Source organism: Paraburkholderia kururiensis JCM 10599 = LMG 19447, from assembly GCF_003986935.1.
Lineage (GTDB): Bacteria > Pseudomonadota > Gammaproteobacteria > Burkholderiales > Burkholderiaceae > Paraburkholderia > Paraburkholderia kururiensis.
The window spans coordinates 59603-85474 of sequence record NZ_RJZE01000013.1 but is presented as its reverse complement, the minus strand read 5'-3'; the positions used below and the strand labels follow the sequence as shown (position 1 = coordinate 85474).

General features: G+C 65.6%; 17 protein-coding genes. 4 read left to right on the top strand and 13 right to left on the bottom strand.

The genetic code is table 11. From position 1 onward, the window contains the following. Nucleotides 1–71: 71 nt before the first annotated feature. On the bottom strand, nucleotides 72–566 hold the full coding sequence (locus PKKP23_RS17010) for a YciE/YciF ferroxidase family protein (protein ID WP_126877771.1): 495 nt from the start codon (nucleotides 564–566) through the stop codon (nucleotides 72–74). A 19-nt stretch (nucleotides 567–585) separates the two neighbouring features. Here PKKP23_RS17010 and PKKP23_RS17005 point away from each other — a divergent pair, with 19 nt between their 5' ends. Both PKKP23_RS17005 and PKKP23_RS17000 read left to right on the top strand, forming a co-directional pair. After that, the gene (locus tag PKKP23_RS17005; RefSeq protein WP_126877770.1) at nucleotides 586–783 is read left to right on the top strand and encodes a hypothetical protein; all 198 of its coding nucleotides are present in this window, start codon (nucleotides 586–588) and stop codon (nucleotides 781–783) included. A 339-nt stretch (nucleotides 784–1122) separates the two neighbouring features. After that, nucleotides 1123–2442: a DNA topoisomerase IB gene (locus PKKP23_RS17000; protein WP_126877847.1), complete on the top strand. Its 1320-nt coding sequence runs from the start codon at nucleotides 1123–1125 to the stop codon at nucleotides 2440–2442. 195 nt (nucleotides 2443–2637) lie between these two features. On the opposite strand, the gene PKKP23_RS16995 is transcribed toward PKKP23_RS17000, so the two are convergent. The 10 genes from PKKP23_RS16995 to PKKP23_RS16950 all read right to left on the bottom strand — a co-directional run bounded on the left by PKKP23_RS16995 (nucleotide 2638) and on the right by PKKP23_RS16950 (nucleotide 20567). Further along, nucleotides 2638–3900, bottom strand: coding sequence for a phosphatidylserine decarboxylase family protein (locus tag PKKP23_RS16995; RefSeq protein ID WP_126877769.1), 1263 nt, complete (start codon nucleotides 3898–3900; stop codon nucleotides 2638–2640). A 37-nt stretch (nucleotides 3901–3937) separates the two neighbouring features. Next, nucleotides 3938–4174 (bottom strand): hypothetical protein, encoded by a 237-nt coding sequence (locus tag PKKP23_RS34145; RefSeq protein ID WP_017773087.1) that lies wholly within the window; start codon nucleotides 4172–4174, stop codon nucleotides 3938–3940. A gap of 422 nt (nucleotides 4175–4596) precedes the next feature. Beyond that, on the bottom strand, nucleotides 4597–5397 hold the full coding sequence (locus PKKP23_RS16985) for an OmpA family protein (RefSeq protein ID WP_126877768.1): 801 nt from the start codon (nucleotides 5395–5397) through the stop codon (nucleotides 4597–4599). 85 nt (nucleotides 5398–5482) lie between these two features. Continuing rightward, nucleotides 5483–9469, bottom strand: coding sequence for a YadA-like family protein (locus tag PKKP23_RS16980; protein WP_126877767.1), 3987 nt, complete (start codon nucleotides 9467–9469; stop codon nucleotides 5483–5485). Between the two features lie 696 nt (nucleotides 9470–10165). After that, nucleotides 10166–12637 carry a CHASE2 domain-containing protein gene (locus PKKP23_RS16975; RefSeq protein ID WP_126877766.1) on the bottom strand — a complete coding sequence of 824 codons (2472 nt, stop codon included), beginning with the start codon at nucleotides 12635–12637 and terminating at the stop codon, nucleotides 10166–10168. A gap of 57 nt (nucleotides 12638–12694) precedes the next feature. Then, complete coding sequence (locus tag PKKP23_RS16970) at nucleotides 12695–13474, bottom strand: response regulator transcription factor (protein WP_126877765.1); 780 nt, start codon at nucleotides 13472–13474, stop codon at nucleotides 12695–12697. A 1021-nt stretch (nucleotides 13475–14495) separates the two neighbouring features. Next, complete coding sequence (locus PKKP23_RS16965) at nucleotides 14496–16349, bottom strand: tetratricopeptide repeat-containing glycosyltransferase family protein (RefSeq protein ID WP_126877764.1); 1854 nt, start codon at nucleotides 16347–16349, stop codon at nucleotides 14496–14498. Between the two features lie 78 nt (nucleotides 16350–16427). Further along, on the bottom strand, nucleotides 16428–17072 hold the full coding sequence (locus PKKP23_RS16960) for a DUF4136 domain-containing protein (RefSeq protein WP_161978112.1): 645 nt from the start codon (nucleotides 17070–17072) through the stop codon (nucleotides 16428–16430). A gap of 51 nt (nucleotides 17073–17123) precedes the next feature. Then, a complete protein-coding gene (locus PKKP23_RS16955; RefSeq protein ID WP_126877762.1) occupies nucleotides 17124–19610 on the bottom strand; it encodes a CHASE2 domain-containing protein in 2487 nt (828 codons plus the stop codon). 558 nt (nucleotides 19611–20168) lie between these two features. Continuing rightward, nucleotides 20169–20567 (bottom strand): hypothetical protein, encoded by a 399-nt coding sequence (locus PKKP23_RS16950; protein WP_126877761.1) that lies wholly within the window; start codon nucleotides 20565–20567, stop codon nucleotides 20169–20171. Nucleotides 20568–21199: 632 nt separating this feature from the next. Here PKKP23_RS16950 and PKKP23_RS16945 point away from each other — a divergent pair. Further along, nucleotides 21200–22534 (top strand): sensor histidine kinase, encoded by a 1335-nt coding sequence (locus PKKP23_RS16945; protein WP_240659040.1) that lies wholly within the window; start codon nucleotides 21200–21202, stop codon nucleotides 22532–22534. After that, the gene (locus PKKP23_RS16940; protein WP_126877760.1) at nucleotides 22531–23574 is read left to right on the top strand and encodes a response regulator; all 1044 of its coding nucleotides are present in this window, start codon (nucleotides 22531–22533) and stop codon (nucleotides 23572–23574) included. Before PKKP23_RS16945 ends, PKKP23_RS16940 begins: the two co-directional genes overlap by 4 nt. A 37-nt stretch (nucleotides 23575–23611) precedes the next feature. On the opposite strand, the gene cqsA is transcribed toward PKKP23_RS16940, so the two are convergent. Next, the gene (gene cqsA / locus PKKP23_RS16935) at nucleotides 23612–24919 is read right to left on the bottom strand and encodes an alpha-hydroxyketone-type quorum-sensing autoinducer synthase (RefSeq protein WP_126877759.1); all 1308 of its coding nucleotides are present in this window, start codon (nucleotides 24917–24919) and stop codon (nucleotides 23612–23614) included. A 278-nt stretch (nucleotides 24920–25197) separates the two neighbouring features. Continuing rightward, nucleotides 25198–25815 carry a lysozyme inhibitor LprI family protein gene (locus PKKP23_RS16930; RefSeq protein ID WP_126877758.1) on the bottom strand — a complete coding sequence of 206 codons (618 nt, stop codon included), beginning with the start codon at nucleotides 25813–25815 and terminating at the stop codon, nucleotides 25198–25200. Nucleotides 25816–25872 lie beyond the last annotated feature (57 nt).

Below are 25872 nucleotides of genomic sequence, written 5' to 3'. Positions count from 1 at the left end.
GCACGCCACGCAGACGCTGCAGACACTTATCGCCCACGCCCCCGCCGCGCCCCGCTACCTCGCACAAGCCATCACGCCGCCTTCGCCTGCACGTTGCCGGCCTTTTCCGCGAACTTCGTGAGCTTGAGGTCGGTAGCCTTTTCTTCTTCCAGCGTTTCCTGGAGCAGCTTCACAGCGTCGTTGAAGCCAAGCTGCTTGCCAAGCGCGCACAGCGTGCCGTAGGCCGCAATCTCGTAGTGCTCCACTTTCTGCGCGGCGCCCACGAGGCCCGCATCCAGCACCGGTCCCTTCTCGATTTCATCGATCAGTTCCTCGCCTTCTTCCACGAACCCTTCCATCGCCACGCACTTGATGCGCTTGAGACGAATGCCGCACGACTCCACTACCTTGTCGATGCGCTCGATCTGCCCTTGCGTTTCTTCCAGATGGGTCTGAAACGCCTTCGAGAGTTCCTCGTTGCTCGCGGTCCGCGATAGCTTGCCGAGCGCGCGCGTGAGCTGTTTCTCCGCGCTGTAGATGTCGGAAAGCGAATGGACGAAAAGATCCTGAAGTGTCTTGCGGGTCATCTGTAGCTCCTGTGAGTGAATGGTCGATTTCAACTTCGACTGCAACTTCGATCGCGACTTCGATTGCGACGTGGACGGCGCGCGCAGGGCCGACGGACTGCACATGCACACGCGCCCCTGCCTGCGACGCTCCGCAACGGGTGTGCCACGCAGCGTGTCGAACGGCGCGCGGGCAAGGCGAGAGGTCGGCATGCCCGAGGCAGACCGCGCGGCATGACTGCGTTGTAACGCTTACCTGTGCCGTGACCCATGGTGTCGATGCAGCGCGCGACGCGCAGAGCCACACCCCTTGCTGCGAATGCGCCGCAACGGGCTCCTGAACGCACGGCGCGAGCACACCAGGCGAATCCGAAGCCAATCAAAAGCAACCCGAAGCAACCCACTGGCATGTCCGTTGCTGTGATGGCTACAGTCCGCACGATGTGGACACGGCAGGTGAAAACGACAGGCGGACGGCAACATGCCATCACCCTCACAACGAGACGCTGGGAACACACGTGCGCTGCGCAAACGTACAGGCGCCGCCATCGAACGCGGCAACGGCGTGGCGAGAGACATGGCCGCCGTCGCGTCCAACCACGATGCACACGACCTGCAATACGTGAGCGACCGCTGCCCCGGCATCACGCGCAAGCGCATGGGCGAGCGCTTCGCGTACTTCGACGCCGCGGGCAGCCGCATCCGCGATGCAAGCGAGATCGCGCGCATCGACGCACTCGCCATTCCACCGGCCTACACCGACGTCTGGATCTGCGCCGACCCGCGCGGCTATCTGCAGGCCACGGGCCGCGACGCGCGCGGGCGCAAGCAATACCGCTATCACCCCGCCTGGCGCGAAGTGCGCGACGCCACGAAGTACGAGCGCATGGCCGCGTTCGGCGAGGCATTGCCGCGCGTGCGCCGTCGTGTGGCACGCGACCTGAGGCTGCGCGGCATGCCATGGGACAAGGTAGTGGCCACGGTCGTGCGGCTGCTGGACATCACGCTCGTGCGCGTGGGCAACCCCGAATACGCGAAGGAGAACCGCTCCTACGGCCTCACCACGCTGCGCAAGAAGCACGCGGCCGTCGCGGCGGGCAAGCTGCGTTTTCGCTTTCGCGGCAAGAGCGGCGTCGCACACGACGTCGAGGTGGACGACCCGCGCGTGGCGAGCGTCGTGCGCCGATGCCTCGGACTGCCGGGCCACGAGCTGTTCCAGTTCGTCGATGAAAACGGCACGCTGCGGCCCGTGAGTTCCACCGACATCAATACCTACCTGCGGGAGGCAAGCGGCGCCGATTTCACGGCCAAGGACTACCGCACCTGGGCCGGCAGCGTGCTCGCGCTCGGCGCGTTGCGTCGCATCGAGGCACAACTCGAGCGAGAGGCGGAAGACGTTACGCTGAAAAAGGTCGCGCTGAAAAAAGCCGCGAAAAATGCGGCAAACAACAGGGCAAAAAGCAGGGCAAAAAGCACTGCGGAACATTCGGCACACAGCGGCAGCAGGAAGCGCAAAGGCGCCATGCACCGGCATCTCGTGCAGACCATCAAGGACGTCGCGCAGACGCTGCGCAACACGCCCGCCGTGTGCCGGCGCTGCTACATCCACCCGGCCGTGGTGGACGCCTTCGAGCAAGGCGAGCTTCATAGACTCGCCGCGGTTCGCACGCGGCGCGGCCTCAAGGCCGACGAGGCACTGTTCGCTCAATTGCTGCGGCGTCATGCCCGCGCGATGCGCGCGGCAGCGAAAGAAGCCACGCGCCCGACGGCGCGCAAGCGTACGCCGAGGTCGGGCGGTTCAGGGCGCAGCAGCAGCCCGGATGATGCTAGCCGGCCTGGCAACGCGGCCGGCTCGAATCGTTCAAGCCGGGCAGCCCGCGAACTCTACGCGTCCTGAACGATAACGACGCAAACGCTGCGCGCGTCCTTCTCCGCCCTCTCCGCCCTCTCCGCCCGCTTGCCCGCTCGCGCCGTAGTGGTCATCGGAGCGATCACTGCGGCAAAACGAAACCGGAGAACGCTGAAACACGCGAAACGACGCCCGCTGCGAACGCGGTGCCGAAGCACCCGGCCAGGATCTCGCTCGCCTTGCTCACCGCCGTGCCGTAGCCAGATGCGCGTTGACCTTGATGGGTGGCACGTCGTCGTGATACGGCGGCTTCGGTTCGAAGCGCTCGATCACGCCGGGCCGAAAGATCAGGCAGTACGTGCTGCCGCCGTACTGGAAGTAGCCGATCTGTTCGCCCTTCTCCACATGCTGGCCCGGCAGCGCGACGATTCGGCACGACGATACTTCGGCCATCCCCACGAACACGCACGCCACTTCGCCAATAGCCGGCTCGTCGCAGTCGATCACGATCACCGCGCGCGCCGCTACCGCCGTGGTGTAGCCCTGCGAATGGTTGAGTCCGCCCGGGTCCACGCCTTCGGCTTCCAGATTCGAGTAGTAGGTGCCGTCCACGTTGTACGCGGCCACGATGCGCCCCGCCACCGGCGCGTGCCAGCGGTGATAGTTGAACGCACTGAGATAGCCCTGATACACCGCACCGCCCACGAACCGGTGCGCGAGATCCTGCTGGCTTTCCGTCAGAATCTCGCGCAGCGAATAGGGTTGGTTCTTGAGCCAGAAGCAGTCGTGCAGTTGCACGTTTTCGCGCACGTCGAAGGGCGATGCCTCGCACGCGCTCACGATGATCCGAGGGTCGCCGTGTCCCGCCACGGGACGCACGCCCTCGCGAAACTCGCGCGTGAAGAACGCGTTCCACGAGACAAAGCCCCAATACGGACGCGCCGGGTCGCAGAGGAACTGGTCCATGCCGATCTTGCGCCGCGCCGCTTCGCAGAACCATCCGTGCGGCGCGTGCGTGTTCAGGTGCGCGCGCGAATGCGGGCCGCTCAGGAAACCGCACCAGTAGTCGAGCACGCGGCGCATCTGCTCGTTGAATGCGGGGTCGCGAAACACCGCGTAGCCCGAGGGCATGCACATCGGCCATTCGAGCACCGCGTTCAGGGGCGTGGCCACCGGCAGCGAGGGGTCGAACGGCGGCGCGTACGTCATGAGGAAATCGACGATGCTCGTGAGTTCCTCGATGGACGTATAGCCGAGTTCGTAACCCGCCTCGCGCGCCTCGCCGATGGCGCGCGTGAGGTTCATGCGCAGCACGGCGTCGCCGGAGACGAGCTCCGAGAGGTCTTTCACCACGCTCGCGCGCGGCATGCCTTGCAGGCGACTCGCGCGCTGCTGTGCCTTCCTGGCAAGGTCCAGCCTGAACGCCTTCGCGGCGTCTTCGCTCGAAGGCAGCCAGCCGCCCAGGCGCCGGCGTGCCTTCACGGGCGGCTTTTTCTGCTCGCTCATGCGCTGTGCTCCGTGCGTTGAAACGTGCAGACGTCTCTCACGCGGACAGGTCGCCCTTGCCGGGCGGCTCGACGGCCTTCGGATCGTCGAGGTGTCCGCGTGCCGGCGCGTAGGGACCTTTGCCGGGCTCGGGCTTCTGCGGAATCATGGTTTCGTCCATGTTGCCGTGGGGCTTCTCTTTCACCTGACCGTCGCGGTGCACGGATACGTCGTCGCCTTCGCGGGGGGAACGGCGGGCCGGGTCGGCTTCGTCTGCGGGTGAGCGTGCTGTCATGGGCCTCGTCCCTCCTTCATGGATCGATCGGCGGATACATGAAGGGAAGCGACGCAAGCGGCGTGCCGCGTACGGGCACGCCACCCAACCCGGTGCCGAAGCGGGAAATTCTTCCGGCTCCTCGTGCCCGCACAGCGCCCTCGCCGCATGCGTTTTTTTCAGCAGTGCTCGTTCCTGCCATGAGTCACGGACGTTCGAATTCGTGCGCTGCGCCCAGAGCGCGCATGCGAGCCGCTGGCGCAGCGCACGAGAGCCGCCCGTGCGCTCGCTTCGTCCGGTCTCAGTGTGCGGTGATGAAGCCACGGCATGCCGTGCGATGGCAGATGGCAGACGACAAATGGCCCGGAGCCACGCAATCACGCGCGCAATCACGCGAGCAACCCCGGGCCGGGTACCGCGGTGCAACGCGGTGCAAACGCTGCCTAGCGCTGGCCGTACACCGAAATCGTCACGCGCCGGTCCGCCTGCAGGCAGGCAATCACGGCAGGCGACGCTCCAGGCGGGCAATGCGAGACCGGCTGCGACGAGCCGACGCCCTCCGCCCGAACGCGTGGCGCATCGAGCCCGTGCGCCACGAAATAGCGCTTCACGGTTTCGGCTCTCGCCTGCGAGAGCGCACGGTTGCTCTCCTCGGAACCGATGCGGTCGGTGTGACCCACCACGTCGATATGCGTCACGCCGTCCTCGGCGTGGATCTTCGCCAGCGCCGCGTCCAGTTCGGCGCGCCCGCCCGGCAGCATCGAATCGAGACTCGACTTGCCGAACGGAAACAGCGCCTCGCCCTGGATCGTGAACTGATCGAGCGGTGCGGGCTTCGTTGCGTCGGCCGCGGGCGGGGTCGGCGCCGCCGCCTCGCGCACGAAGTCGGCGCACTGCGGGTCGCGCCAGTACGTGCCGCTCACGCGCATGTTCTTGTCGAATTGCACCTGATACTGGCAGGACACCACCTGATCGCCGCGGCGGAAGTCGAACAGGTAGTTCCACACGTGGTTGCCCACGAACCACTCGTGAAACTGCGGCGGCCCGATCAGATCGTAGAGCTGGTCCTTGTTGAGCCCCGTACTCACGTTGCGCAGGTTCGCCACGTTCACGAACGTACCGCCCGCAGGCGACGCGGACGCGGCATCCGGAAACTGCGGCGGCGTATGAGGCACCGCGCAGCCCTCTATGGCGACGGCGGCCGCAAGGCACACCGAAAGCAGCACAGCCTGTTGAGATTTCATGGTTCGCTTGTTGGTCCGCTTGTTGATCCGCTTGTTGGTTCGTCTGTCATTCCGTTCCAGGTTTCGCATCGGCTCGCCTCCCCGCCTACCACTGGTAGCCCGCGCCCACTACGGCGCCATAGGTGCCGCGCGTATTGGTGGAGACGGCCGCCTTGTAGATCCAGTGGTTGTTCTCCGAGATGGTCGAGACGCCGAGCGCCTGGCCCGACTGGCCGCGGTACACGCTGCCCGCAATCGAGACCATGCTCTTGCCGGGGCCGGACGGCTGCGGCAGGCCCGCCACGGCCATCGCGGTCGCCGTGCCGCCGTCGGCGTCGCGGCGATACGAGTCGAGGCTGTTGCGCAGACCGGCCACCTGGCTGTCCGTGTAGCTGTTCGCCTGCGAAAGCGCGTTGCTCACGCTCGCATTCAACTGGCCGACGTTCACGGCGTCCGTCGAGGCCGTGCCCGCGGCGACGTTGATGACCTGGCGCGTCGAGTTCGTCGAGCCGACGGCCACCACGTTCGAGCGGCCGCCGTCGTCGCTGCCCGCACCGATAGCCGCCGACCCGCTGCCCGACGACGTCGCGCCCGTGCCCACCACCGTCGAACCGTTGCCCGTGGCCTGCGACCCGTTGCCCACTGCGGTGCTGTTCGAGCCCGACGCCACCGCGCCGGAGCCGCCCGCGGACGAGTTCGAGCCCGTCGACGCAGGCCCCGTGGTGTTGCCGCTGCCCGGCGTGGACGTGTAGCTGCCGCCGCTGTTCGAGGTGCTCTGGTTGATGAGCGTCGTGAGTTGCGAGGCCACGGCATCGAGTTGCGAGACGTTGACGGCGTCGGTGCCCAGACGCCCGGGCGCCAGGCCTGTGATCTGCCGGTTGCCCACGTTGATTTCACCCGCCGACGACTGCGGGCTGCTCAAGCCATACGCCACGTAATTGCTGAGCGCGCCGACCGTGGTGAGCGAACCGGCGCCCAGCGCGATGCTGCTCGCCATGGTGGCGCTCGCGCCCGAACCGAACGCGATGGCGTCCACGGCGCTGCTGCGCGCACCCGAGCCGATCGCGATGCTGCCCACATTCGCCGCACTCGCATTGGCGCCCTGCGCGATGGACTGCGCGCCACCCGCGAGGCTGCCGCTGCCGAGCGCGATGGCATCGGCCTGCGCCGCGCTCGACGCCTGGCCGATCGCCACGCCGCCAGGCGCCGTCGCATCCACGATCGCCCCGTTGCCCATGCCCACGCCGTTGTCGCCGTTCACCACGGTCGTCGGGCCCACGGCGATGGATTCCGCGCCCACGGCGAGCGAGTCCGCGGCTGTCGAGTTCGCGTGAAAGTACATCTGCCCCGTCACGGCAAACGACGAGAGCGCGCCCGCGAGCTGCCGCACCGTGACGGCGTCTTGCGACTGCGTACCGTCCGCGACGTTGGTGAGCTGCCGGTACGTGTTCGTCGACGCATTGCCGAACGACACGGCGCCGAGCAGCGTGCGGTCCGACGTGTTGAACGGAATGGAGTGCGTGCCGTTGGCAATGGAGCCGATGCCCGAGACCACCGCGCGATCCGATACGGAGCCCGAACCGATGGCCACGCCGTCGCCGATCGTGACGCTCGACTGCGTGCCGAGCGCGAGCGAGTTCGCGCCTTGCGCCGACGCCCCGTTGCCCGCGGCGAGGCTCGACGTGCCGGCCGAGACCGCGGCCGGGCCGATGGCGACGCTGTCGGTGCCGGTGGCCTGGCTGTCCGCGAGCGTCGAGGTCGCGTGGAAGTACTTGATGCCCGCGCCGTTGTTGATGTTGTCGATGGCGGTGGTGTTGGCCGTGACCTGCTGGTTCGTGGCGTAAAGCTGCGAGCCGTTCACGGCGTCTGTGCTGGTTTGACTCAACTGGCCGGCCGACACGTTCTGGATCTGCCGCGTGGAGCCTGCCGTGCCCACGCTCACCACGCCCGCGGGCGCACCGCCGGCGAACGAATAGCTCACGCCGCCGATGGTCGTGTTGGGCGTGGGCGTAGCCGCCGTGGTGGTGGAACCCGCGCCCAGCGCCACGCTGTTCGCCACGCTGGCAATGGCGTTCGAGCCGACCGCCACGGCGTTGGCCGCTGTGGATTGCGTGTTGCCGCCCACGGCAATCGCATCTGTGCCAGTGGCGGACGAGTCGGCCAGCGTCGAATTGGCGTGGAAGTACTTGATGCCGCCGCCGTTGTTGATGTTGTCGATGGCGGTGGTGTTGGCCGTGACCTGCTGGTTCGTCGCGTAGAGCTGCGAGCCGTTCACGGCGTCTGTGCTGGACTGACTCAACTGGCCTGCGGCCACGTTCTGGATCTGCCGCTCGGCGCCCAGGGAACCCACGCTCACCACGCCCGCGGGCGATGCACCGGCGAACGTGTAGCTCACGCCGCCGATGGTCGCGCCCGAGGTGGGCGTGGCCGTGGTGGTGGTGGAACTGGCGCCCAGCGCGACGCTGTTGGCCACGCTCGTCGTGGCGCCCGAACCGAGCGCGAGTCCGCGCGTTGCAGCGGCCTGCACCACGGCCGTATCGCCCAATGCGACCGAACCGGCCGTGTTGGCCTGCGAAGCGTTGCCGAGCGCGACCGAACCTTGCCCCGTCGCCACGTTGCTGTTGCCGAGCGCAATGGCGCCCTGGCCGTTGGCCGTGTTGTTCGCGCCCATCGCGATGGCGCCGTTGCCAATGGCCGAATTCGGATCGCCGATGGCGACCGCGCCGTTGCCGCTCGCCGTCTGCCCTTCGCCGAGTGCGACGGCGCCCGTGCCGCTCGTCACCTGCGAGCTGTGGCCGCCTGCAATCGCGCCGGTGCCGGCCGCCGCGGCTACCGTGTTGTTGGCGCCGAACGCGACCGTCATCGTGGCGAGCGCCTGGGAGCCGATGCCCATGGCCGTGGCGCCCGCCGCGGAAGCCACCGCGGTATAGCCCACGGCGGTGGCGTTGTTGGCGCTGGCCGTGGTGGAGCCGCCCAGCGCCGTGGCCTGCGTGGCCGTGGCGAGCGCGTTGATGCCGAGGCCCGTCGCGTTCAATGCCGTGGCGTGCGCGCCTGCGCCCAGCGCTGTCGCCGACGTTGCCGTGGCGCTGGCGTTGAGACCGAGCGCCGAGGTGTTGTCCACCGTCGCATTGGCGCCCGCGCCCAGCGCGACGGCCGATGTGCCGGTCGCCTTGGCGAGATTGCCGAAGGCGCTGCTGGAAAGTCCCGAGGTCACCGCGCCCACGCCCACGGCAACGGAACTGTCGCCGCTTGCCGTCGCGCCGTCGCCGTAGGCCTGCGCGGAAGCGCCGCCCGCAATCGTGTTGTGGCCCATCGAGATCGCGAAGTTGCCGGTGGCCTGCGTGCCGGAGCCGGGTACGCCTGCCGTACCGCCCACGCCGATTGCAATGGCCCCTGTGCCCGACGCGCCGCTGTTCACGCCGACCGCCACGCCCGATGCGCCGCTCACCATAGCGCCCGAACCTACGGCCACGCCGGCCGCGCCGGCTGCCGTGGTAATGGACTGATTGCCGATGGCGACCGACGTGCCGCCTGCGGCGGTCGACAAGGGGCCGAGCGCGGTAGCGTGATCGCCCGATGCCGTCGATGACGAACCCAGCGCGATCGCGGACCCACCAGAACTGTGCGCCGCCAGGCCGAGCGCCGCCGAAGCGTAACCGCTCGCAGTGGAATTGATACCCAGCGACGTCGAGTTGTCGCCGGACGCCGTCGCGCCAGGTCCCAGCGCGCTGCCCGAAATGCCGGTCGCCACTGCCAGATTGCCCAACGCCGTGGCGTTCTGCTGCGTGGCCGAAGACCCCACACCGATAGCGATGGCACTGGTGGACCCGCTCGCGGTGCCGCCGTCGAGCGCGAATTGCGCGTGCGCACTCTGCGCAGTGAGCCCGCCGCCCAGCAGCACCAATGCCGCGGCGGCAAGCGGCGGCACGACTCGCCCGTGGTGACGCGCCGCGTCGGCGCTGCCGCTTGCGCTTTCGTTGCAGACATTGAGGGCGCCGCCCGACTTGCCCTTGCCATGGGCCCGATCGAGTTCGGACGCGGCTACGAAGGCGCCGAGCGCCGCGTTCCACACAGTGCGGTAAGTTCGATTCATAGATTTTCTGCCTGTAAGCGGCGCGTTCCCTTCATGTTCCGTTCATGTTCCGTTCACACACGCATCACGCCGGGCTGAATGCGAGCGGGTTTCTCGCCGGCACAGATCGGCACCGGTCGGCACGAGCGGGTCAGCCGGAAAATGCGTATGTGCGATGAACGTCTGTCGAGCCGAATGAATAACTTTCTTTATCGATGAACGAGGTCTTGCTTCGAATAATTTCCAGCCAACCAATAACGCCAGGCAGGGACGAACGGAATTACCGGCAATCAAATGAATTGCCGTTTGTTTAAGCACGCCTTGTTGAAATTGGATTGCCGGAATCAGGCAAGAACCCGGTGAAACATAGAGTAAGGGATAGGCCGACTAAAAAGAGAGCGGACAATGTTGAACAATTGTCACCAGAATGTGACGAAGTTGAACTAGCACGACCACAGGTGCGTCTGCCCGGCTTATTCCGGACATTGAGCAGACTTGCCAATGACGCATTCGGCATAGTTTTGCGAAACGCAATTAATGCCGCCCGATTGCTTTTTCAGCAATTCGTTTGCCAACTAGAAATACAAATTTCGTTAAATGCACGGCCAAATAGTTGTATCGCGACACGATCCCGCCCTGTCGCAAAGCTTCTTTAATCCACTCGGGATTCTTCAGGGAATATCGGTGCGGGCATTTGCCGCTGCGGACGGATGCCTTTTATTCAGGCAAGCCGGATTTTTTGGGCAGCAGAAGCGTGAACACGGAGCCGTGCCCCACGTCGCTCTCGACGTGAATCTGCCCGCCCAGCGTGTCGATGACGTGCTTGACGAAGGCGAGTCCGAGCCCGTGTCCAGGCGCGGGGTGATCGGAAGGAAGCCGGAAGAATTCCGTGAAGAGGTTCGGTATCTGGTCGGCGGGAATGCCTCGGCCGGTGTCCGAGATGGTCACGGCCCAGCGCCCTTCGCGCTCGCCGGCCGCCACCCTGACTGTCGCGCCCGGCAGGCCGAACTTGATGGCGTTGTCGATCAGGTTGGCGAACGCGCGGCGCAGCAGCGGCGCATCGGCCACTACCAGCATGCCGGGCTCGGCGGTGAGGCGCACGGCCGTGTGTTTCGCGCTCGCCTGAGGCCAGAGGTCGTCCACGGCGTCGCCCAGCAGCAAGGCCAGATCGACGGTGCTCGCCGCCGGCGGCCGGCCTTCGGCGCGGGCGAGAAAGAGGAACTGGTCGGCGAGCGTCAGCGCCGACTGCGCATAGTGCGCCACGAGCTCCATGAACCGCGCCTCGGGCAGATCGGCCGGCGCGCGGCGGCGGTGCTCGATCAACGCGAGCACCGCTGTCTGCGGCGAACGGATGTCGTGCGAGAGGAAGCGCAGGGCCGAATCGCGCTGGCGCTCGGCAGTGCGCATGGACGTGACGTCGGCCACGTGGAAGATCAGCGCTGCGTTGCTCGCGTGCGGCGCGGGCACGACGGCGCACTTGATGAGCAGCGACCGCCGTTTTCCGTCGACGATCTCCACGCTGTTCATCGGTGCGGGTGGGGCGTTCTGCGTTTTTGCGTCCGCTTTTGCGTTCGTTCTTGCGTTCGCCTTTGCCTGCCCTTCCCCCGCTACGCCCACGCTGCTGCTCTCGGCCAGCCGCCGCAGCGCCTCGCGGACGTACTCCACTGCGTGCTCGGACGCCGTCATGTCGCGCAGTACGTCGGTCGCCAGGCGGCCCGCGGGACGTGGCGGCGAATGGGCCAGATCGGCATCGGACGAGTACAGTCCCAGGGCCTTGCGATTCGCGAGCATGACCACACCCGAAGACGCCACCACCAGCGTCGCCTCGGGCAGGCTGTTCATCCACTCCGAGATGAAGCGCGCGGAGCGCCGTAGCCGCGCGATCACGGCGCTCATCGCGAGTACGCGCCGATGCAGCGGGTCGATTGCGCGCGTGCGGGTGATGGGCTCGCCAGGCAGGCCCGGCTCGGCCATCGCACTCGCAGCGGCCTCGCCCAGATAGCGCAATAACGCCTCCTGGCGGCGCCATGCGCTGGCCGGCCAGGCGACCAGACACGCGGCCACCGCTGCGCTGGGGAAAAAGAACACGTGCGTGGTCTTGAGCAGCACGAGCGATGCGAGACAGGCGGCAAGCGCGAGCGCTAACGCCGCGAGCAGACCGGCGCGCGGCCCCAGCGCGAACTGCGCGGCGCACAGCAACGGCAACACGCACAGACTGAAAAGGAGCTGGCCGGCCCAGGGCGCATCGCGCACGAGCGAGCCGCTCGCGAGCGCGTGCGTCGCCTCCGCGAGAAATTCGACGCCCGCGAGCGGACGCCGCGTGCGGCCCGGCGTGACGAGATGGGTATCGGCGGTACTCGTGGTGGGGCCGATGAGCACAACCGCGCCCTTCAGCACAGCAGGCGCCACGCGGCCAGCCAGCAGATCGACGAAGGAAAACGATGCGTAAGAAGGCTCCGGCCCGAGCGGAACGTAGCGACGGCAGGCGCCCGACCAGCGTTGCGCCTCGCGGCCCAGCCGCTTGCCGCATGGCGTGAGCGGCACGCCGCTCGCGCGCAGCAGCGACACGCTCATGTGCTCGTACACCTCGGGCGGCGCGCCCTCCTGCAGATAGAAGCTGCGGGCCACGCCGTCGGCGTCCGGCGCGGCGTTGGCTTGCGCGATGGCGAACGCCGCGCCGGCCATGGGCGCAGCGGGTTTGATCACGGGCCTGATGGCGGGCGTGGCGACAGGCGTTGCAACGGACGCGGCAGTGGACCCGGCGAACCCGGCCGCATCGCTCCCGTCGGCAACCACCAGAGGCAACACCACGCGGCCATTGCGCGTCATGGCTTGCGCGAGCGGTTCGTCGCCGGACGGCTGGAGCCTGCCGCGATTCGGCATCGCCACGTCGAGTCCCACGGCGGCAACGCCCGCCGCCGTCAGGCGGTCGATGAGCGCTGCGTAGTCCTTGCGTTTCACCGGCCATCCGCCTAACGCTTTCACGCTCGCGTCGTCGATGGCCGCAAGCACGATTCGGGTGGGCGACGGCTCCTGGAGCAGCGGCTGCGCGAGGTCGAAGAACAGCAGATCGGCGCGGCGCAATACGCCCGAGGCATTCAACGTCAACGAGAGCAGCACGAGGAAGACGACGAGCGCCAGCCATTCGCGCGCCATGCCGGCCGGGAGGGGAGCGTCATCGGCGTACATCAGCGTGCGCTCGCGAAACGGTGGGCCGGCTGCCCGCTGCGCGGCGCGCCTTCACTTTCACTCATACGCGAATCCGGCAGGCACGAGCGGAGCCGGCGACACCGGCTGCGCAACCGGACGATGCGAGCCGGGCGCCGCGTGAATCCGGCCTGACGGCACCACGTCGAGACGATAGCCGTGCGTGTACACCGAACTCAGCCGCAGGCCATTCCCGGGTGCGAGCGCGAGCTTCTGCCGCACGCGGTAGATGTGCGTGTCCAACGTGCGCGAAGCGGGATCGAGTTCGCGCCCCCAGGTGCTGATGCTGACCACTTTGCGCGACAGCAGCTTGCCGAGGTTGTTGAAGAAGAGCGCCGTGAGGTCGAACTCCTTGGGCGTCAGCTCGATGCGCTCGCCGCGCAGCGAAACGGTGCGCTCAAGTGGATTGAGCGTGTAGTCGCCCGCGCAAACAAGGCCGCCGGGGTCGCTGTCGTGCCTCGTGCGTCTGAGAAGCGCGTTCACGCGCGAGGCCAGCTCGGCCACGCGAAACGGCTTCACGAGATAGTCGTCGGCGCCGGCTTCCATGGCGAACACCACGTCGTCGTCGAGCACCTTGCTCGTCAGAAAGAGCACCGCGGGCGACGCGCCGAGCGTGCGGCGAATCCAGTAAAGCAGCTCGAAACCGCTCATTCTGGGCATCAGCCAATCCAGAATCACGAGGTCGAAGGGCGCCGATCTCAGCAGGCGAACGGCTTCCTCGCCATCGCCCGCCTCGACGATCTCGTGCCCCAGAGGCGCCACTACCCGCGCTGCAGCCTTGGCATGCACGGGATCATCTTCGACTATCAACACACGCATAGACTGTCATCCGTTCGTCAGCACGGGGCGGCAAGGCCCAATACAACACAAGGAGGGACGCGGCACCTGCGGGGAAATCGCAGGCGCAGGAAGTCCCGTCCTCGCACGCGAGGAAGTTTCAAGGGCAGGAATCGGAACGTGCCGGCTGGAAGCGGATGGCCCAGCCGGCACGTGTTGCGCTCAGATGCCGTTTACGGCGGGCCTTTGCGACCTGGGCCTGGGTGCCCGGCGCAGTCTTGTCGCGCGGCGTCCACGCATTGAGCGCGTAAAACCGGCGATTGAAGTGCTCGTTTTACTTCTTTCGGGCCGCTTTGCCGGCCCCTTCCGCTCATGGCGCTCATGATTGCTGTGCCTCACCACGCTGATGTCGATTGCGCTATCGGTGCGTCCGCGCGGCAGAACCCTCTCCGCGGCAATCACCGGTTTCTCTTTTGGAAACTTCACGAGCACCACGCTTTGTCCAATGCGGCGATGTGCGTCGCTCGAGCTGTAACAGTTAGTAAGTCAAGTGCTCGGGCGAACTTTCGCATAAGGGAATTTATTTGTCCACACAAATCCCCAGAATAAGAAAGCGTATTGCTTATTTAACAATTAGGGCGGGGATTGCGGCCTGAGCGAAACAGGCAGCATTGGCCGGATGACAGGGAGATGACCGCGTGACGGGGGTTGCGAGGAAGGGTTCATCGCTTGGCAGCGGCGGGGCGGTGCGCCTCGCTATCGCGAGAGTCCGTTCAGCTATTGGAATTTCTTGACTGATTTTTCGGCACGATGAAGCCGCTCGTCACGCCAATTCGATGTATGAAACGGACTGGCTTCCACCGATATTTTTTTGCAACAGAATTACGGATTTCCCAAAACGCCAATTCGTCTGCTCTACCCGTATGGCGATTGAGGGACGCATCGAAAATCCAGTGCGCCGGACAACTGAAAAGCGTCGCGGCGATCTGCGCGCGTAGGGCATTCAAACGTGTGCATTCAAACACGTGCATTCAAACGCTTGCCGCCGCAAAGAGGCGGCGGCTCACCCCTCGATCTGCCTTCGCAGATCCGCCGCAACGCGCTCCACCACCGGCCCCCACTCCCGATACGCCTGCTGCCGGTAAATCGTGACAGACGGATACCACGGGCTGTCGCTGCGCTCCAGCATCCAGACCCAATGCGGGCACACGTCCAGCAGCAGCCACGTCGGCGCACCGAGGGCGCCCGAGAGGTGCGCCACGGACGTGCAGACGGTAATGACGAGATCGAGGCTCGAGATGAGCGCGGCCGTGTCGTCGAACGAGCGCAGGTCGGCGGTGTAGTCCGTCACGGGCAGGCCTTCGGCGGCCATCGTGGCCAGCTCGTCCCGGCCGTCCACCTGGAGACTCACGAATTCGACGCCCGACAGCCCCCGGAAGGCGTGCGCATAGTCGGCGGGCGGCACGGCGCGCAACGGATTGCGCTTGTGCCCGCGGCTGCCGCTCCACACGAGCCCCACCTTCAGGCCGCCGGTGCGCGCCAGCCGCTCACGCCAACCTGCAACGCGGGCCGCATCGGCTTGCAGATACGCACGCGGCGCGGGCAGATTGTCCAGCGTGATGCCGAGCACGAGCGGCGCGCTTGCGAGCGGCAGGTGCCGATCGAAATACGGAAGTTGCGGGGCATCGTGCGGGACGATCTGCAAACCCAGGTGCGCGAGACTGCGCGACAGCAGCGGCAGAAGTTGTGCCACGCAGCAGTAGATGAGCGTGCCGCCCGCCGCGCGCACGCGTTCAGCAATGAGCGGCACGAAGCGCACGAACTGAAACACGTCGCCGAAACCCTGCTCGCCCCACACCAGCAGTGTCTTGCCCGCGAGGTCCTCGCCATTCCAGTGCTGTTCAGGCGGAAGCGGCTGCAGCGCCTGCATTTCGCTCGAACCTCGCCATCTCGCCTCGTGATTGATGAGACCGTTCTCGTAGTCGCCGCGCAGCAGTTGCAGCATGGCGATGGACCACTGGATCTTCGCGTCCGCCACGCCGATTTTCGCGAGATGGACGAGCGGCTCCAGCGCCGCGTCCCATTGCTGAAACTCCTTCAGCGCGTTGCTGTGCGCGAGCAGCGCGGGTGCATAGTCGGGCGCGAGCGTGCGGGCGCGTGCAGCCGCGATCGATGCTCGATACGGCTCCCGCAGCGCAAGCCACGCGTTCGATGCGTTGGTCCAGGCACGGAAATCGGCGGCATCCACGCGGATCGCTTCGTTGCAGAATCTGAGCGCCACATCGTGCTCGCCGAGCGATTCATGGAGTGCGCCGATGTTGTTGAGCAGCGTCGGGTAGTCGGAGTCCAGCGCCTGCGCCCGCTGATAGGCCGCGAGCGCGCGCTGGAGCGCGTTGTTCATCTGATGCGAGAACCCTTGCTGGAACCAGGCCCGCGCGAGTTCCGGGCACGCGTCGCACCATCGCGCGGCAACCTGGGCAGCGAGACCGTATTGGCCCGTGGCGTGCAACAGCGCGACCCATTCGTCGAACGCTGCGGAGGCGTCCTCTGCCGTGCGATGTGCCGCGTCCTCATGCCGGGCCTCGTGCCGGGCCTCGCACCAGGCCTCGTGCCAAGCCTTATACCAGGCCTCATACGAGGCATGAGCCCGCTGCGAGTCATCGCTCAGCCGCGCGAGACGGGCCCGCTCCAGCAGCGTCGGCGCGAAGTCCGGCGCCTGCGCATGCGCGCGTTCGACGAGCGGAGCGGCTTCGCCATGTCGACCGAGCAGGCGGAGCAGCCAGGCGCGTGCGGTAAGCGCGTGCGGATCGTCGGGCGCATTGGCCAGCCACGCGTCGATTTCGTAGGAGGCCTCGATCAATTCGCCCTGCTCAAGACGCTGCGCGATGCGGAAAAACGGAGTGTCGGGTACGGTCATGACCTGCGATGTCTGAAGCTTGAGGGGAGCACGCCCTAAAGCGGCTGAAACGGCTGCAGTGGTACGCGCGTCGCCGCATCAAGGCGAGAGCGGCTTCACGGAGACGACGTCGGCCTGCCTGCCGTCGTCCGCTTCGCGCAGCTCGATCTGCCAGCGGCCGCCGTCGAACGGGAACCGGGCGAGCGCGCTTTTCACGAGATACCCGAACGCCGGCGACGCATGCGCATCGCGGTCGCGGCGCGTGCCCGTCACCTTGTAGATTTCCTCGCCGGAACGCGCGTCGATGAAGCGCAGCGTCAGACGGTGCAGGTAGCGTCCAGCAAACGGCGAAGCTTCCCGGGGCGCGTCATTTGCGCCGCAGTTGTCGGCGTTGCTCGCGCACTCGGGCCCGCGCACCGCGATGCCCACCGGCCGCGTTTCATACGCCACGGAGATCAGGTAACGCGACCCTCGCGTTGCGTCGGCCGCGCCGCTTGCAGCATTTGCTTCGTTTGCATCGTTCGCATCGCTGAAACCGTGTTGCGCGAGTGCGTCGCGCAACTGGCTTTCCCATGTCGATTGACCGACATCGGCTTGCTGCGCCGGCGTGCGCATGAACCGATAGCGCAGGTCGCCCTGCGGCGCCTCATGCATACCGGTGGCCTGCACTTCGGTTCGCACGCCCGCACATCCGGCAAGGCTCGCGGCCGCCAGCACGACGCAGGTCAGCAAGAAGGTCTTCATGGGCAATGGCATTCCACGTCCTGTTCGATGGGTATCGGCTAACCCGATCGGCTAACCCGCATGAGCATCCGGCTTTTCGCCGTGTGCGTGCTCGTTCCCGGCGTCGTCCGGCAGGGCATCGTCGGCTTCTTCGAGAAAGAGCGGAAGCGAAATGGTAAACGCGGTGCCCTTGCCCGGCTCGCTTTGCACCGTGACATCGCCCCCGTGGCGCATCACCACGGTCTTTACGAACGCCATGCCGAGACCGGTGCCGTTCACCTCGGGCCGGTCATCGGCATGAAAGCGCCGGAAACGTTCGAACAGATACGCCTGCTCCGCAAGCGGAATGCCGTAACCCTGGTCGCGGATCGTGCAGACCACGCGACGGTCGGCACTCGTCGCCGGTTCGAGCGCCACGGTGCAGGTGATATGCGTGTTCCCGGGACTGTACTTCACCGCGTTGTTGAGGATATTCACGAGCGCGCGCGTGATGAGCGAACGGTCTGCGCAGACCCAGGCCTCGCCGTCGTCCTCGAATGCGTGGTCGATCTGGATGTGCTTCGCATGTGCCTGCGGCCACACTTCGTCGCTCGCATCGATCACGAGTTCGCCGAGGCTCGCGGCACGCAGGTCATAAGGTTGCGATTCGGCGCGCGCGAGTTGCACGAAGTCGTCGGCAAGTTCGAGCGCGCGGCGCGCGTAGCGCTCGATGCGCTGCATCAAGCCCTGCACGTGCGGCGACTCGTTGCGCGCGCGTTCGATCTCCACGAGCGCAAGGATGGATGCCTGCGGCGAGCGCATGTCGTGCGAGAGCAGACGCAAGGCGTCTTCGCGCTGACGTTCGGCCTCGTGCAGGGCCGTTACGTCGACGAGGCCCGCAATCCAGCCGGTCTGCTCGCCTTCGGCGTTGGTGCACTTCGCGTAGCGCAGCAGGTGGTCGCGCTCTTCGCGGTCGCGCACCTCCACGCCCTCTTCCATCAGCGTCGCGTACTCGGCCCGCGTGGGGTCGAGCGGCGCAGGCCAATGGGCACGCGCGAAGGTATCGGCTTCCGGGCTCGCGTCGATGGTCTTCACGAACGCGAGATCCGCCAGCGCGTCGCGCATGAGCCGGCCTTCCGGCGGCCCCTCGCCCAGCCGCGCGAAGTGCGCGCGCGCCGCCTGATTCGCGATCAGCACCGCGCCCAGGCGGTCGGCCACGAGGATCGGTTCAGGCACGCTGTCGAGGCTGTCCCACACGAAGCGCTTCATGTCCTGCACGCGCTGGGCCGCCTGCGCCATCAGCGCCATGTACCGTTCCAGCACGTCGCCGCTGAACTCGCGCCGCCGCCGGGGCGCTTCGGGCAGCAGGTTCGGTTCGTCGGCAAGCTGCTGCAGTTCCTTGCGCAGGTACGCCATGGTCATTTCGAGACGCCGCCAGCTCCAGGCCGGATACAGCGAAACGAGCGCGAGGATGGCCGGCACGGGCGTCATCCAGCGATGCGCGCCGAAAAGCAACGCGCCGCCGAATACGAGCGCGCACACGGCGAGCACGGCCGTCAGGATCAGCGAACGTACGGGCGAAAACACGAGAAAGCCGGCCAGCAACAGCGCCAGCGGCACAAGCGAGGCCGCAATGGTGATGGGGCGCGACACGGGTTCTATCGCGTCGCCGCGCAGCAGCGTATCGAGCACGTTGGCGTGGATATAAGCGCCCGGCAGCGGACCCAGCGCGCCCGACAGCGGTATGGCAAAACGATCGTAGAGGCCCGACGCCGTGGCGCCCACGATCACGATGCGCCCGCGAAACCACTCGGGCGGCACGGTGCCCGCCAGCACCTGCGCGAACGACACCTTGCGGTAGTGCTGCGCGGCGCGGCTGAACGGCACGAGAAAGCGCGCTTCGCTGCCGGTGCCGCCCACGCGCGTGATGTCGGGCGCACGCTGCGCGGCCTCGCTGCCGTCGGCCAGCGGCAGGCGCCCGCTGCGAATGGCGCGCCAGACCGGCACCATCAACTGCGGCCAGCGCGAATGCGCATCGCCTTCGAACAGCGCGACGCTGCGCACGATGCCGTCGCTGTCCACCTCGAGGTTGATATGCCCGAGCCCTGCGGCTGCGGCCGCCAGCGGGGCGACAGGACGCAGCGCCTCGCGCATGCCGGTTTCGTCGGCAGGCGAGAGCAGAACGGGAAGGAACGTGGGCGCATCGGCGAAGGCGCGTGCAAGCGCCTGGTCGTCCGGCGAAGGTTCGGTGAACAGGACGTCGTAGATCACCGCGGCGGGATGCGCCTTCGCGAGTGTCTCGGCAAGACGTGTATGGACGCTGCGCGGCCACGGCCAGCGGCCGAGCTGCGCGATGCTCGCGTTGTCGATCTCGACCATCACAATGTCCGCCGACGGCGTTCGCGCGTTCAGCCGGAGATAGCTGTCGTAGACGACGTGATCGAGGCTCGCCGTGACGGGCAGCAGCGCCGCGAGGACAAGCACCGCCACGCCGAAAATGCCCGTGGCCAGCCACTCGAACAGGAAGCGGCGCCCGGCCGAGCGGCCGTATCGTGCGCGCAGGTCCAAGGTGGTCGGCATGGGTTCACCACAGAGGCGTGAAGGACTGCACGCCGCTCGTTACACACGACATGATCGGATGCCCTGTGCACCGGGCCCGAGGCGCAGGTGCTTCGGCTCGAAGGGCCCTCTGGATACGGGCGTGGCCCGATGTGCGGCTCAAGAGGCCGTCCCAGCCCCGGCCCAATAAAAGACCTGATGCACGGCCCGATGCAGAGCCCAGAATCGCGGCCTCATTCTGCGGACTCGCTGCACTTGCCCGCTCCCCTATCCCAACCGCCATTCCCATGACACTCCACCACCGAATCGGTCTTCAATGCGGTCGAATGGCGTGCCCCGGCGAGGCCGGATACCGCGTGCACAGGAGGTGTGCGATCGGCACCGCCGTGCCATCCGACGTTACGCAAGCATACCGTACCCCAATATGCGCCGGTAACCGGGAGAGCGAGACGCTCTGCGACAGGCGCCAGGCGTCACGTCTGCATGAAGGTGGGGCGCTGAAGGGATAGCGCCGGGGACGGCTGGTTCATGGCGTTGGGGATCAGGAGCAAGCAGTGGCGGGCGGGTACCACGCCAACATCAGGGCAAGTCCGACGACGCCCCCAACGCCCGCGATGTGGCCAGCTTGCGCAGCCGTCGCGTGGCCTCGGCATGGCAATGCGCGGGAGCGCAGGCGAGCAAATGGTCGTTGAGGGCGAGAATGCGGCACAGCGCAACGCGACCGGCCTCCGCGAGCCGCCATTCGCGGCCTTCGCGCACACACCGTGAACAAAGCATGAGCGCGGCTTCTGCGCTGCGAAACGCCTCCGTCTCCGGCAACTCACCCATGCCTTGCTGAAGGAACCAGGTGAGATAGAGCGTCTTGAAGAGGCGGTTCACCACCGGCGCTGTGGCGTGTCCGGCGATGACGGCAGCAAGCGCCGTATGGGATTCGAGCGAGAGCGCCCGCACAGTGGCTGCCGGCAGCGGCAGCAACATCTCCCGGGTAAGCCGAGGCGGGCTTCGCCGGACATCCTTGCGGCGCGATCGGGAAGAAGACGATGTTGCGTCCATAACCGGGCCATGGAGACGGGACGCGCATATTAGGCCAGGTCAAAACGCGCGGGGTAGCTATCCATTCGGAGAGGTTCGAACTCGCGCCGGAGGGTCTTTAATTTTTGGGTGGGTCGGAGAGGGTTATTCGTTCTGGGCGAACCGGAATGAGCAATCGCTTCCGCATACCGGTGGTTCGTATCTATCGCGTCATTACAGATATATTCGGTTTGCATCGAATATCCGCGATATTTGCCACCATGCATAACGCATTAAAAAAATGTTCGGCGAATCAATTTCAGTTCGCCGAACTCTATGGCAACAGAATTTCAATGCCAGCAGTCGCATCACGCGTCACGAAATGAGCCACGGAACGGTTTTGCAATGGTAAATTAGCCCGTCGTAACAAAGTAGGCGGGTCTCGGGGAACAGGAAGCCATGCAGGAGACGATGCTTCGCCCCCGTTATGCCGACGCAAACAAACAATGGGGCCAGGAATACCCGCCTTCTAACCGCTCGCCTGTTCGCGCCGAAGGGATCGTTCATTCCGACGCCAGAGACAAGATTCATCGGTTCCCATGAACTTATCGAAACTATCGCAGTGGACGAACCGTGCATTCGCGCCTGCATTGAACAACATGCAGTATGCGAAGCGCCGCATGCGTCCGCTTGCCGTTGTCGCGGTGATCGGCTTCCCGCTCTACTACTACGTCTGGCGCGATCTGTTCCCGCAGCCCTACGAGAACCTGTGGTTGCGTGTGGTCGGCTCAGTGCTTTTCGTGCCGATCATCTTCCACGACCGCTGGCCCGCGAGCCTGCAAAAGTACCTGCCGTGGTACTGGTATGCGTCGGCCCTATATGCGCTGCCTTTCTTCTTCGGGTTCATGCTGCTGAAGAACGGCGGCACGGAAGTGTGGGTCGAAAGCGCACTGATTGCCGTCTTCGTCATGGTCCTGTTGCTGGACTGGCTGATGCTGGTCCTGCATTTCGTGGTCGGAATCAGTCTTGCCGTAGTCGCCTATTGCCTGACCACCCAGCCGGTGGAACTCGGGTATCTCGCGCATCTGGCCATCTTTTCTTTCGCCATCGGCATCGGTGCGCTGGCCAACTACGATCTGGAACGTGTGCGCATCGAGCAGGAGCGCGCCATGCTCGCGACCGCGAGCAGCGTCGCGCATGAACTGCGCACGCCACTGCTCGCCATTCGTGCCGGAGCAGCAGGCCTCACACGCTTCCTGCCCGCGCTGCTCGACAGTTACGCCATCGCGCAGCGTGGCCAGCTTCCTGTGCCGAAAATCCGCATCGCCCACCTTCTCTCGATGCAAGGCGTGCTGGCGCGCGTGGAGCAGGAAGCCCTGCATTCGAACGGCATCATCGACATGCTGCTCGCCAACGCGCGATTTACCGGCGGCTATACGCAACCTTTCTCGCGCTGCTCGATAGAAGAGTGCGTACGCGTCGCGCTCGCGCGCTACCCGTTCCGTGACGACGAACAGCAACGCGTGCACTGCGATCTCACGGCAGGCTTCGAGTTCGAAGGCTCGGAAATGCTGATGGTCCACGTGCTCTTCAACCTGCTCAAGAACGCCTTCCGCCACATGAGCGGCGTAAGCCACGCCGACATCACCATTCGCCTGCTGCCCTCCAGCCGCGACAACCGGCTCATCTTCCGCGATACCGGGCGCGGCATCGACGCCGATGCATTGCCGCACGTGTTCACCCGCTTCTACACCTCGTCGGGAGCAAGCGAACAGGCTACGTCGCCGGACACCGTGCCAGCCGACGTTTCACCCAGCACCGGCATCGGCCTCGCTTTCTGCCGGGATGTCATGCGCTCCTTCGGCGGGGCGATCGAATGCTCTTCCGTGAAGGGCCAGTACACCGAATTCGTGCTGATATTCCCGCTGCCATGACCGCCGATACGATCAAGCCATTCTTCTTCCCCACCACCGTGGGGTTCGTCGACGACAGCGCGGCGTTTCTCTCGAATCTCAGCCTTCAGCTCGGTTCGCAGCTCGCCTTCCGGCTGTTCAATTCGCCGGTTCAGGCGCTGCGATCGCTCAACGACAAGCCCAGCCCAAGCGAGGCAGGCGGGCGCTTCGTCGAACCGTTTTTTGAGCCCTACAGGGACAGAACCGACGAAGACGACACGCATCATGTCATCGCCATGAGCCTCGAAGCCATTCGACAGCAAGTGCATAACGGCCGACGGTTCGCCCGTACGTCCGTCGTCGTCGTGGACTACGACATGCCCGAGATGAACGGCCTCGAATTTTGCCGGCGCATCGCGAATCCGGCCGTCAGGAAAATCATCCTGACGGGCAAGGCTAACGAGCACCTTGCGGTGAAGAGCTTCAACGAAGGGTTGATCGACCGCTTCATCCGCAAGCAGGACAGCGAAGCCATTGCGACGCTGAACCAGGCGGTCGAGGACATGCAGAACGCGTACTTCGAAAAGGCATGCGGCACGGTGCTCGACACGCTGGCCGTCACGGAATACGCGTTTCTGAAAGACACGCTGTTCGCAGCGAAGGTGGATGAAATCTTCCACCGGCTGAACATCGTCGAGCACTACCTTTCCTATCAGCCCAACGGCCTGCTGATGCTCGACAGCGCAGGCGCGGCGTATCTGCTGATCGTGCATACCGACGAGACGCTGCGAGGCGTGCGCGAGATCGCCATCGAGCAGCAGGCGCCAGCGGATTTCATCGCGGAACTCGATAGCCGGCGGTCGCTTCCCTACTTCTGGGAAACGGAAGGCTACTATCCGGCGCGATGCAGCAACTGGCAGCGCTACATGCATCCGGCCTCGGCATTCGAGGGCGAGCGCTCCTACGTCTATGCGGTGGTGAAGCAGCCACCCGGCTTCAACCTCAGTTCGATCGTTCCGTACGACAACTACCTGGAATCGCTCGATGAGGAAATCCGGGCGGCATGGGGCTCGAGCCTCTAACTACCACGCCGCGCCACTTGCAGGGAAATACCCCGGCTCATGCCGCGACAGCCATTTCGGCGCGCTCATCGTGCTCATCGTGCTCACCGCGCTGGCGACGTACCGCAAGCCCTGTGTCGCCGCGACGCCGCGTTGACGGCCACAGGTGCAGTTGCACCTGCTCGCGAATCGCTCCGCACACGCTCACGATCTTCTCGAGCTGCTCCTGAGTCAGCGCGGCGTTGACGGACAACCTCACCAGCGAGCGGTTCTTTGCCGTAGCGGGCGCGCAGAAGACCGACCCAAAAACGCCGTGCGCCTCCAGCGCGTCGCGCAATACCATCGTGCGCGGCTCCGGACCGGCTTCGAGCGCAATGATCTGGCTCTCGCTGCCGTTCAGGTTATAGCCGAGCGCAGTCAGCGCTTCGCGCAGATATCGGGCGTTCGACATGAGCTTCCTGCGTCGCCAGTCTTCGCGCGAGATCACGTCGAGTGTGGCCAGAAGCCCCCTGATTTCGTGGGGCAGCAGCGTCGAGCTGAAAATCGCCGGATTTGACTCGCACTTGAAATACTCCTGAAACTCGCGCGAGCACGTGACGAAACCGGCCCGACCCGCAAACGCCTTGGCGAGGCTCGCCGTACGGAAGTGCACGCGATCGGTGAGCCCCAGCTCCACCACCATCCCGGCACCGCCCGGTCCATGCGTGCCGAGAGAATGCGACTCGTCCACGACGAGCACGCATCCATGGGCGGTGCAAACGTTGGCGATATCGCGCAATGGACTGACGCTGCCGTTCGTGCTGTACACCGAGTCCACCACCACGATGCCCGGCCCGTAGCGCAGTATCTGCCGTTCCAGATGGCCCGCATCGTTGTGCATGAAGCTGACGGGATTCGCTCCGGCACTGCGGATGCCTTCCCACAGCGACATGTGCGCCATCATGTCGGCATACACGGTCGTTTCCGGCGATGCAATGGATTGGAGCAATCCCGTATTGGCAGCGTAACCCGACTGGCAAAGCACCCCGGACTCCGCCCCCATGAACGCTGCAAGCCGGTTTTCGAACTCCAGCAGCGGAGACTCGCCGTGCACGAAAACCGCCGACATCAAGAGGCCGTTGCCCTCCTCCCGGATGCTTTCGTACATGGCCGAAAGAATCTCCGGATGTCGCGCAACAGAAAGATAGTCGTTACTCGAAAGATGCAGCGCGTCCGGGCCCGGCACCTTTCCGCGCATGATGTGTCCGCCCGCCCAGGTTTGCTGGACCCGTTCCCTGTAGTACCGTTCGACACGCGTGGCGACGAACGCCGGCAAGATCGCGCCGAAAGCCGGATGAAGCGCTCGCCGGGTGATCACGTTTTCCATTCTTGAGCTCCTTTATATGTTGGCCACGGCCCTCATACGGGCCGCGCATAACATAGTGAGCCTGCCGGAATGGCAAAAACGTTTTCCTGGCCATCTATAGAAACTTTTATTTGAGCGTACCGGCTATCAATACGCCGAGCCCTTTCAATTTATGCCAATTGAATTACCAAAATGCCAATTCCCATGCCAATCGCATTAAATGCAGCGGCGCGCGCGGCATTCGCGAAACAGTAATGTGCGAGTTTCGTCCGAAATAAAACAGCCGCAGCAATCCCGCATCAATCCGAAACCGTCGACGACACCGCCATCGCGAGTCCGCAGAACCAGTCTGTGCCGCCATCGTGCCGCTCGCGTCGCCAGCCGGTGGTGCGGTCGAGAATCGTGCTGCAGCCGGCATGAACGATGAGGCCAGGGTCGGTCGCGGTGCATTGAAGCGGTTCGACGGGTTCCACGGCCCTGCTCGCCGAAAGACGCGTCGCGGACGCGGGCAGGGGCACGAGCGCAGGCGCAGCGCGCGTAGTCGCACCCGCGGACTCCGTTTGAGGCACCGGCGGCATCTGAGGCACCTGAGCCGCCCTCAGGCTTTCCGCCTTGCGCTGCAGTTCCTCGATGCGCCCGTGGTACCAGGTGACGAGACAGTCGCGGTCCGTGCAGTTGTGCTCGCGCCAAAGCCACTTGCTGTCGCTGTCCGCGAGAAAGGCGCGGCGGTCCGCGGTGTGACGGCGTATCGCCCAATAGAGCTTGCCGAGTTCGTCGTCGAGTTGGGAGAGGTCGTCGTTGCTGCAGATCATGCGCTCGGTAACCGAGCGGCCCTTGCTGCAGTCGAAGCTCGTCGCGTGGGCGTTCATGTGGAACAGCAGCAGCGCGCCAAGGCAGGCATACCGGAGAATCTTCATCGCAAGTCGGAGGCGGTGCGGTTGACTTGCGATCAATGATCCGTTCAGCGGGCCGGG

What these genes read in the sequence shown, in the direction of transcription:
- PKKP23_RS17010 (WP_126877771.1), bottom strand. Translation starts at nt 566, where the DNA reads ATGACCCGCAAGACACTTCAGGATCTTTTCGTCCATTCGCTTTCCGAC.
- PKKP23_RS17005 (WP_126877770.1), top strand. Translation starts at nt 586, where the DNA reads ATGGTCGATTTCAACTTCGACTGCAACTTCGATCGCGACTTCGATTGC.
- PKKP23_RS17000 (WP_126877847.1), top strand. Translation starts at nt 1,123, where the DNA reads ATGGCCGCCGTCGCGTCCAACCACGATGCACACGACCTGCAATACGTG.
- PKKP23_RS16995 (WP_126877769.1), bottom strand. Translation starts at nt 3,900, where the DNA reads ATGAGCGAGCAGAAAAAGCCGCCCGTGAAGGCACGCCGGCGCCTGGGC.
- PKKP23_RS34145 (WP_017773087.1), bottom strand. Translation starts at nt 4,174, where the DNA reads ATGACAGCACGCTCACCCGCAGACGAAGCCGACCCGGCCCGCCGTTCC.
- PKKP23_RS16985 (WP_126877768.1), bottom strand. Translation starts at nt 5,397, where the DNA reads ATGAAATCTCAACAGGCTGTGCTGCTTTCGGTGTGCCTTGCGGCCGCC.
- PKKP23_RS16980 (WP_126877767.1), bottom strand. Translation starts at nt 9,469, where the DNA reads ATGAATCGAACTTACCGCACTGTGTGGAACGCGGCGCTCGGCGCCTTC.
- PKKP23_RS16975 (WP_126877766.1), bottom strand. Translation starts at nt 12,637, where the DNA reads ATGTACGCCGATGACGCTCCCCTCCCGGCCGGCATGGCGCGCGAATGG.
- PKKP23_RS16970 (WP_126877765.1), bottom strand. Translation starts at nt 13,474, where the DNA reads ATGCGTGTGTTGATAGTCGAAGATGATCCCGTGCATGCCAAGGCTGCA.
- PKKP23_RS16965 (WP_126877764.1), bottom strand. Translation starts at nt 16,349, where the DNA reads ATGACCGTACCCGACACTCCGTTTTTCCGCATCGCGCAGCGTCTTGAG.
- PKKP23_RS16960 (WP_161978112.1), bottom strand. Translation starts at nt 17,072, where the DNA reads ATGAAGACCTTCTTGCTGACCTGCGTCGTGCTGGCGGCCGCGAGCCTT.
- PKKP23_RS16955 (WP_126877762.1), bottom strand. Translation starts at nt 19,610, where the DNA reads ATGCCGACCACCTTGGACCTGCGCGCACGATACGGCCGCTCGGCCGGG.
- PKKP23_RS16950 (WP_126877761.1), bottom strand. Translation starts at nt 20,567, where the DNA reads ATGTTGCTGCCGCTGCCGGCAGCCACTGTGCGGGCGCTCTCGCTCGAA.
- PKKP23_RS16945 (WP_240659040.1), top strand. Translation starts at nt 21,200, where the DNA reads ATGAACTTATCGAAACTATCGCAGTGGACGAACCGTGCATTCGCGCCT.
- PKKP23_RS16940 (WP_126877760.1), top strand. Translation starts at nt 22,531, where the DNA reads ATGACCGCCGATACGATCAAGCCATTCTTCTTCCCCACCACCGTGGGG.
- cqsA (WP_126877759.1), bottom strand. Translation starts at nt 24,919, where the DNA reads ATGGAAAACGTGATCACCCGGCGAGCGCTTCATCCGGCTTTCGGCGCG.
- PKKP23_RS16930 (WP_126877758.1), bottom strand. Translation starts at nt 25,815, where the DNA reads ATGAAGATTCTCCGGTATGCCTGCCTTGGCGCGCTGCTGCTGTTCCAC.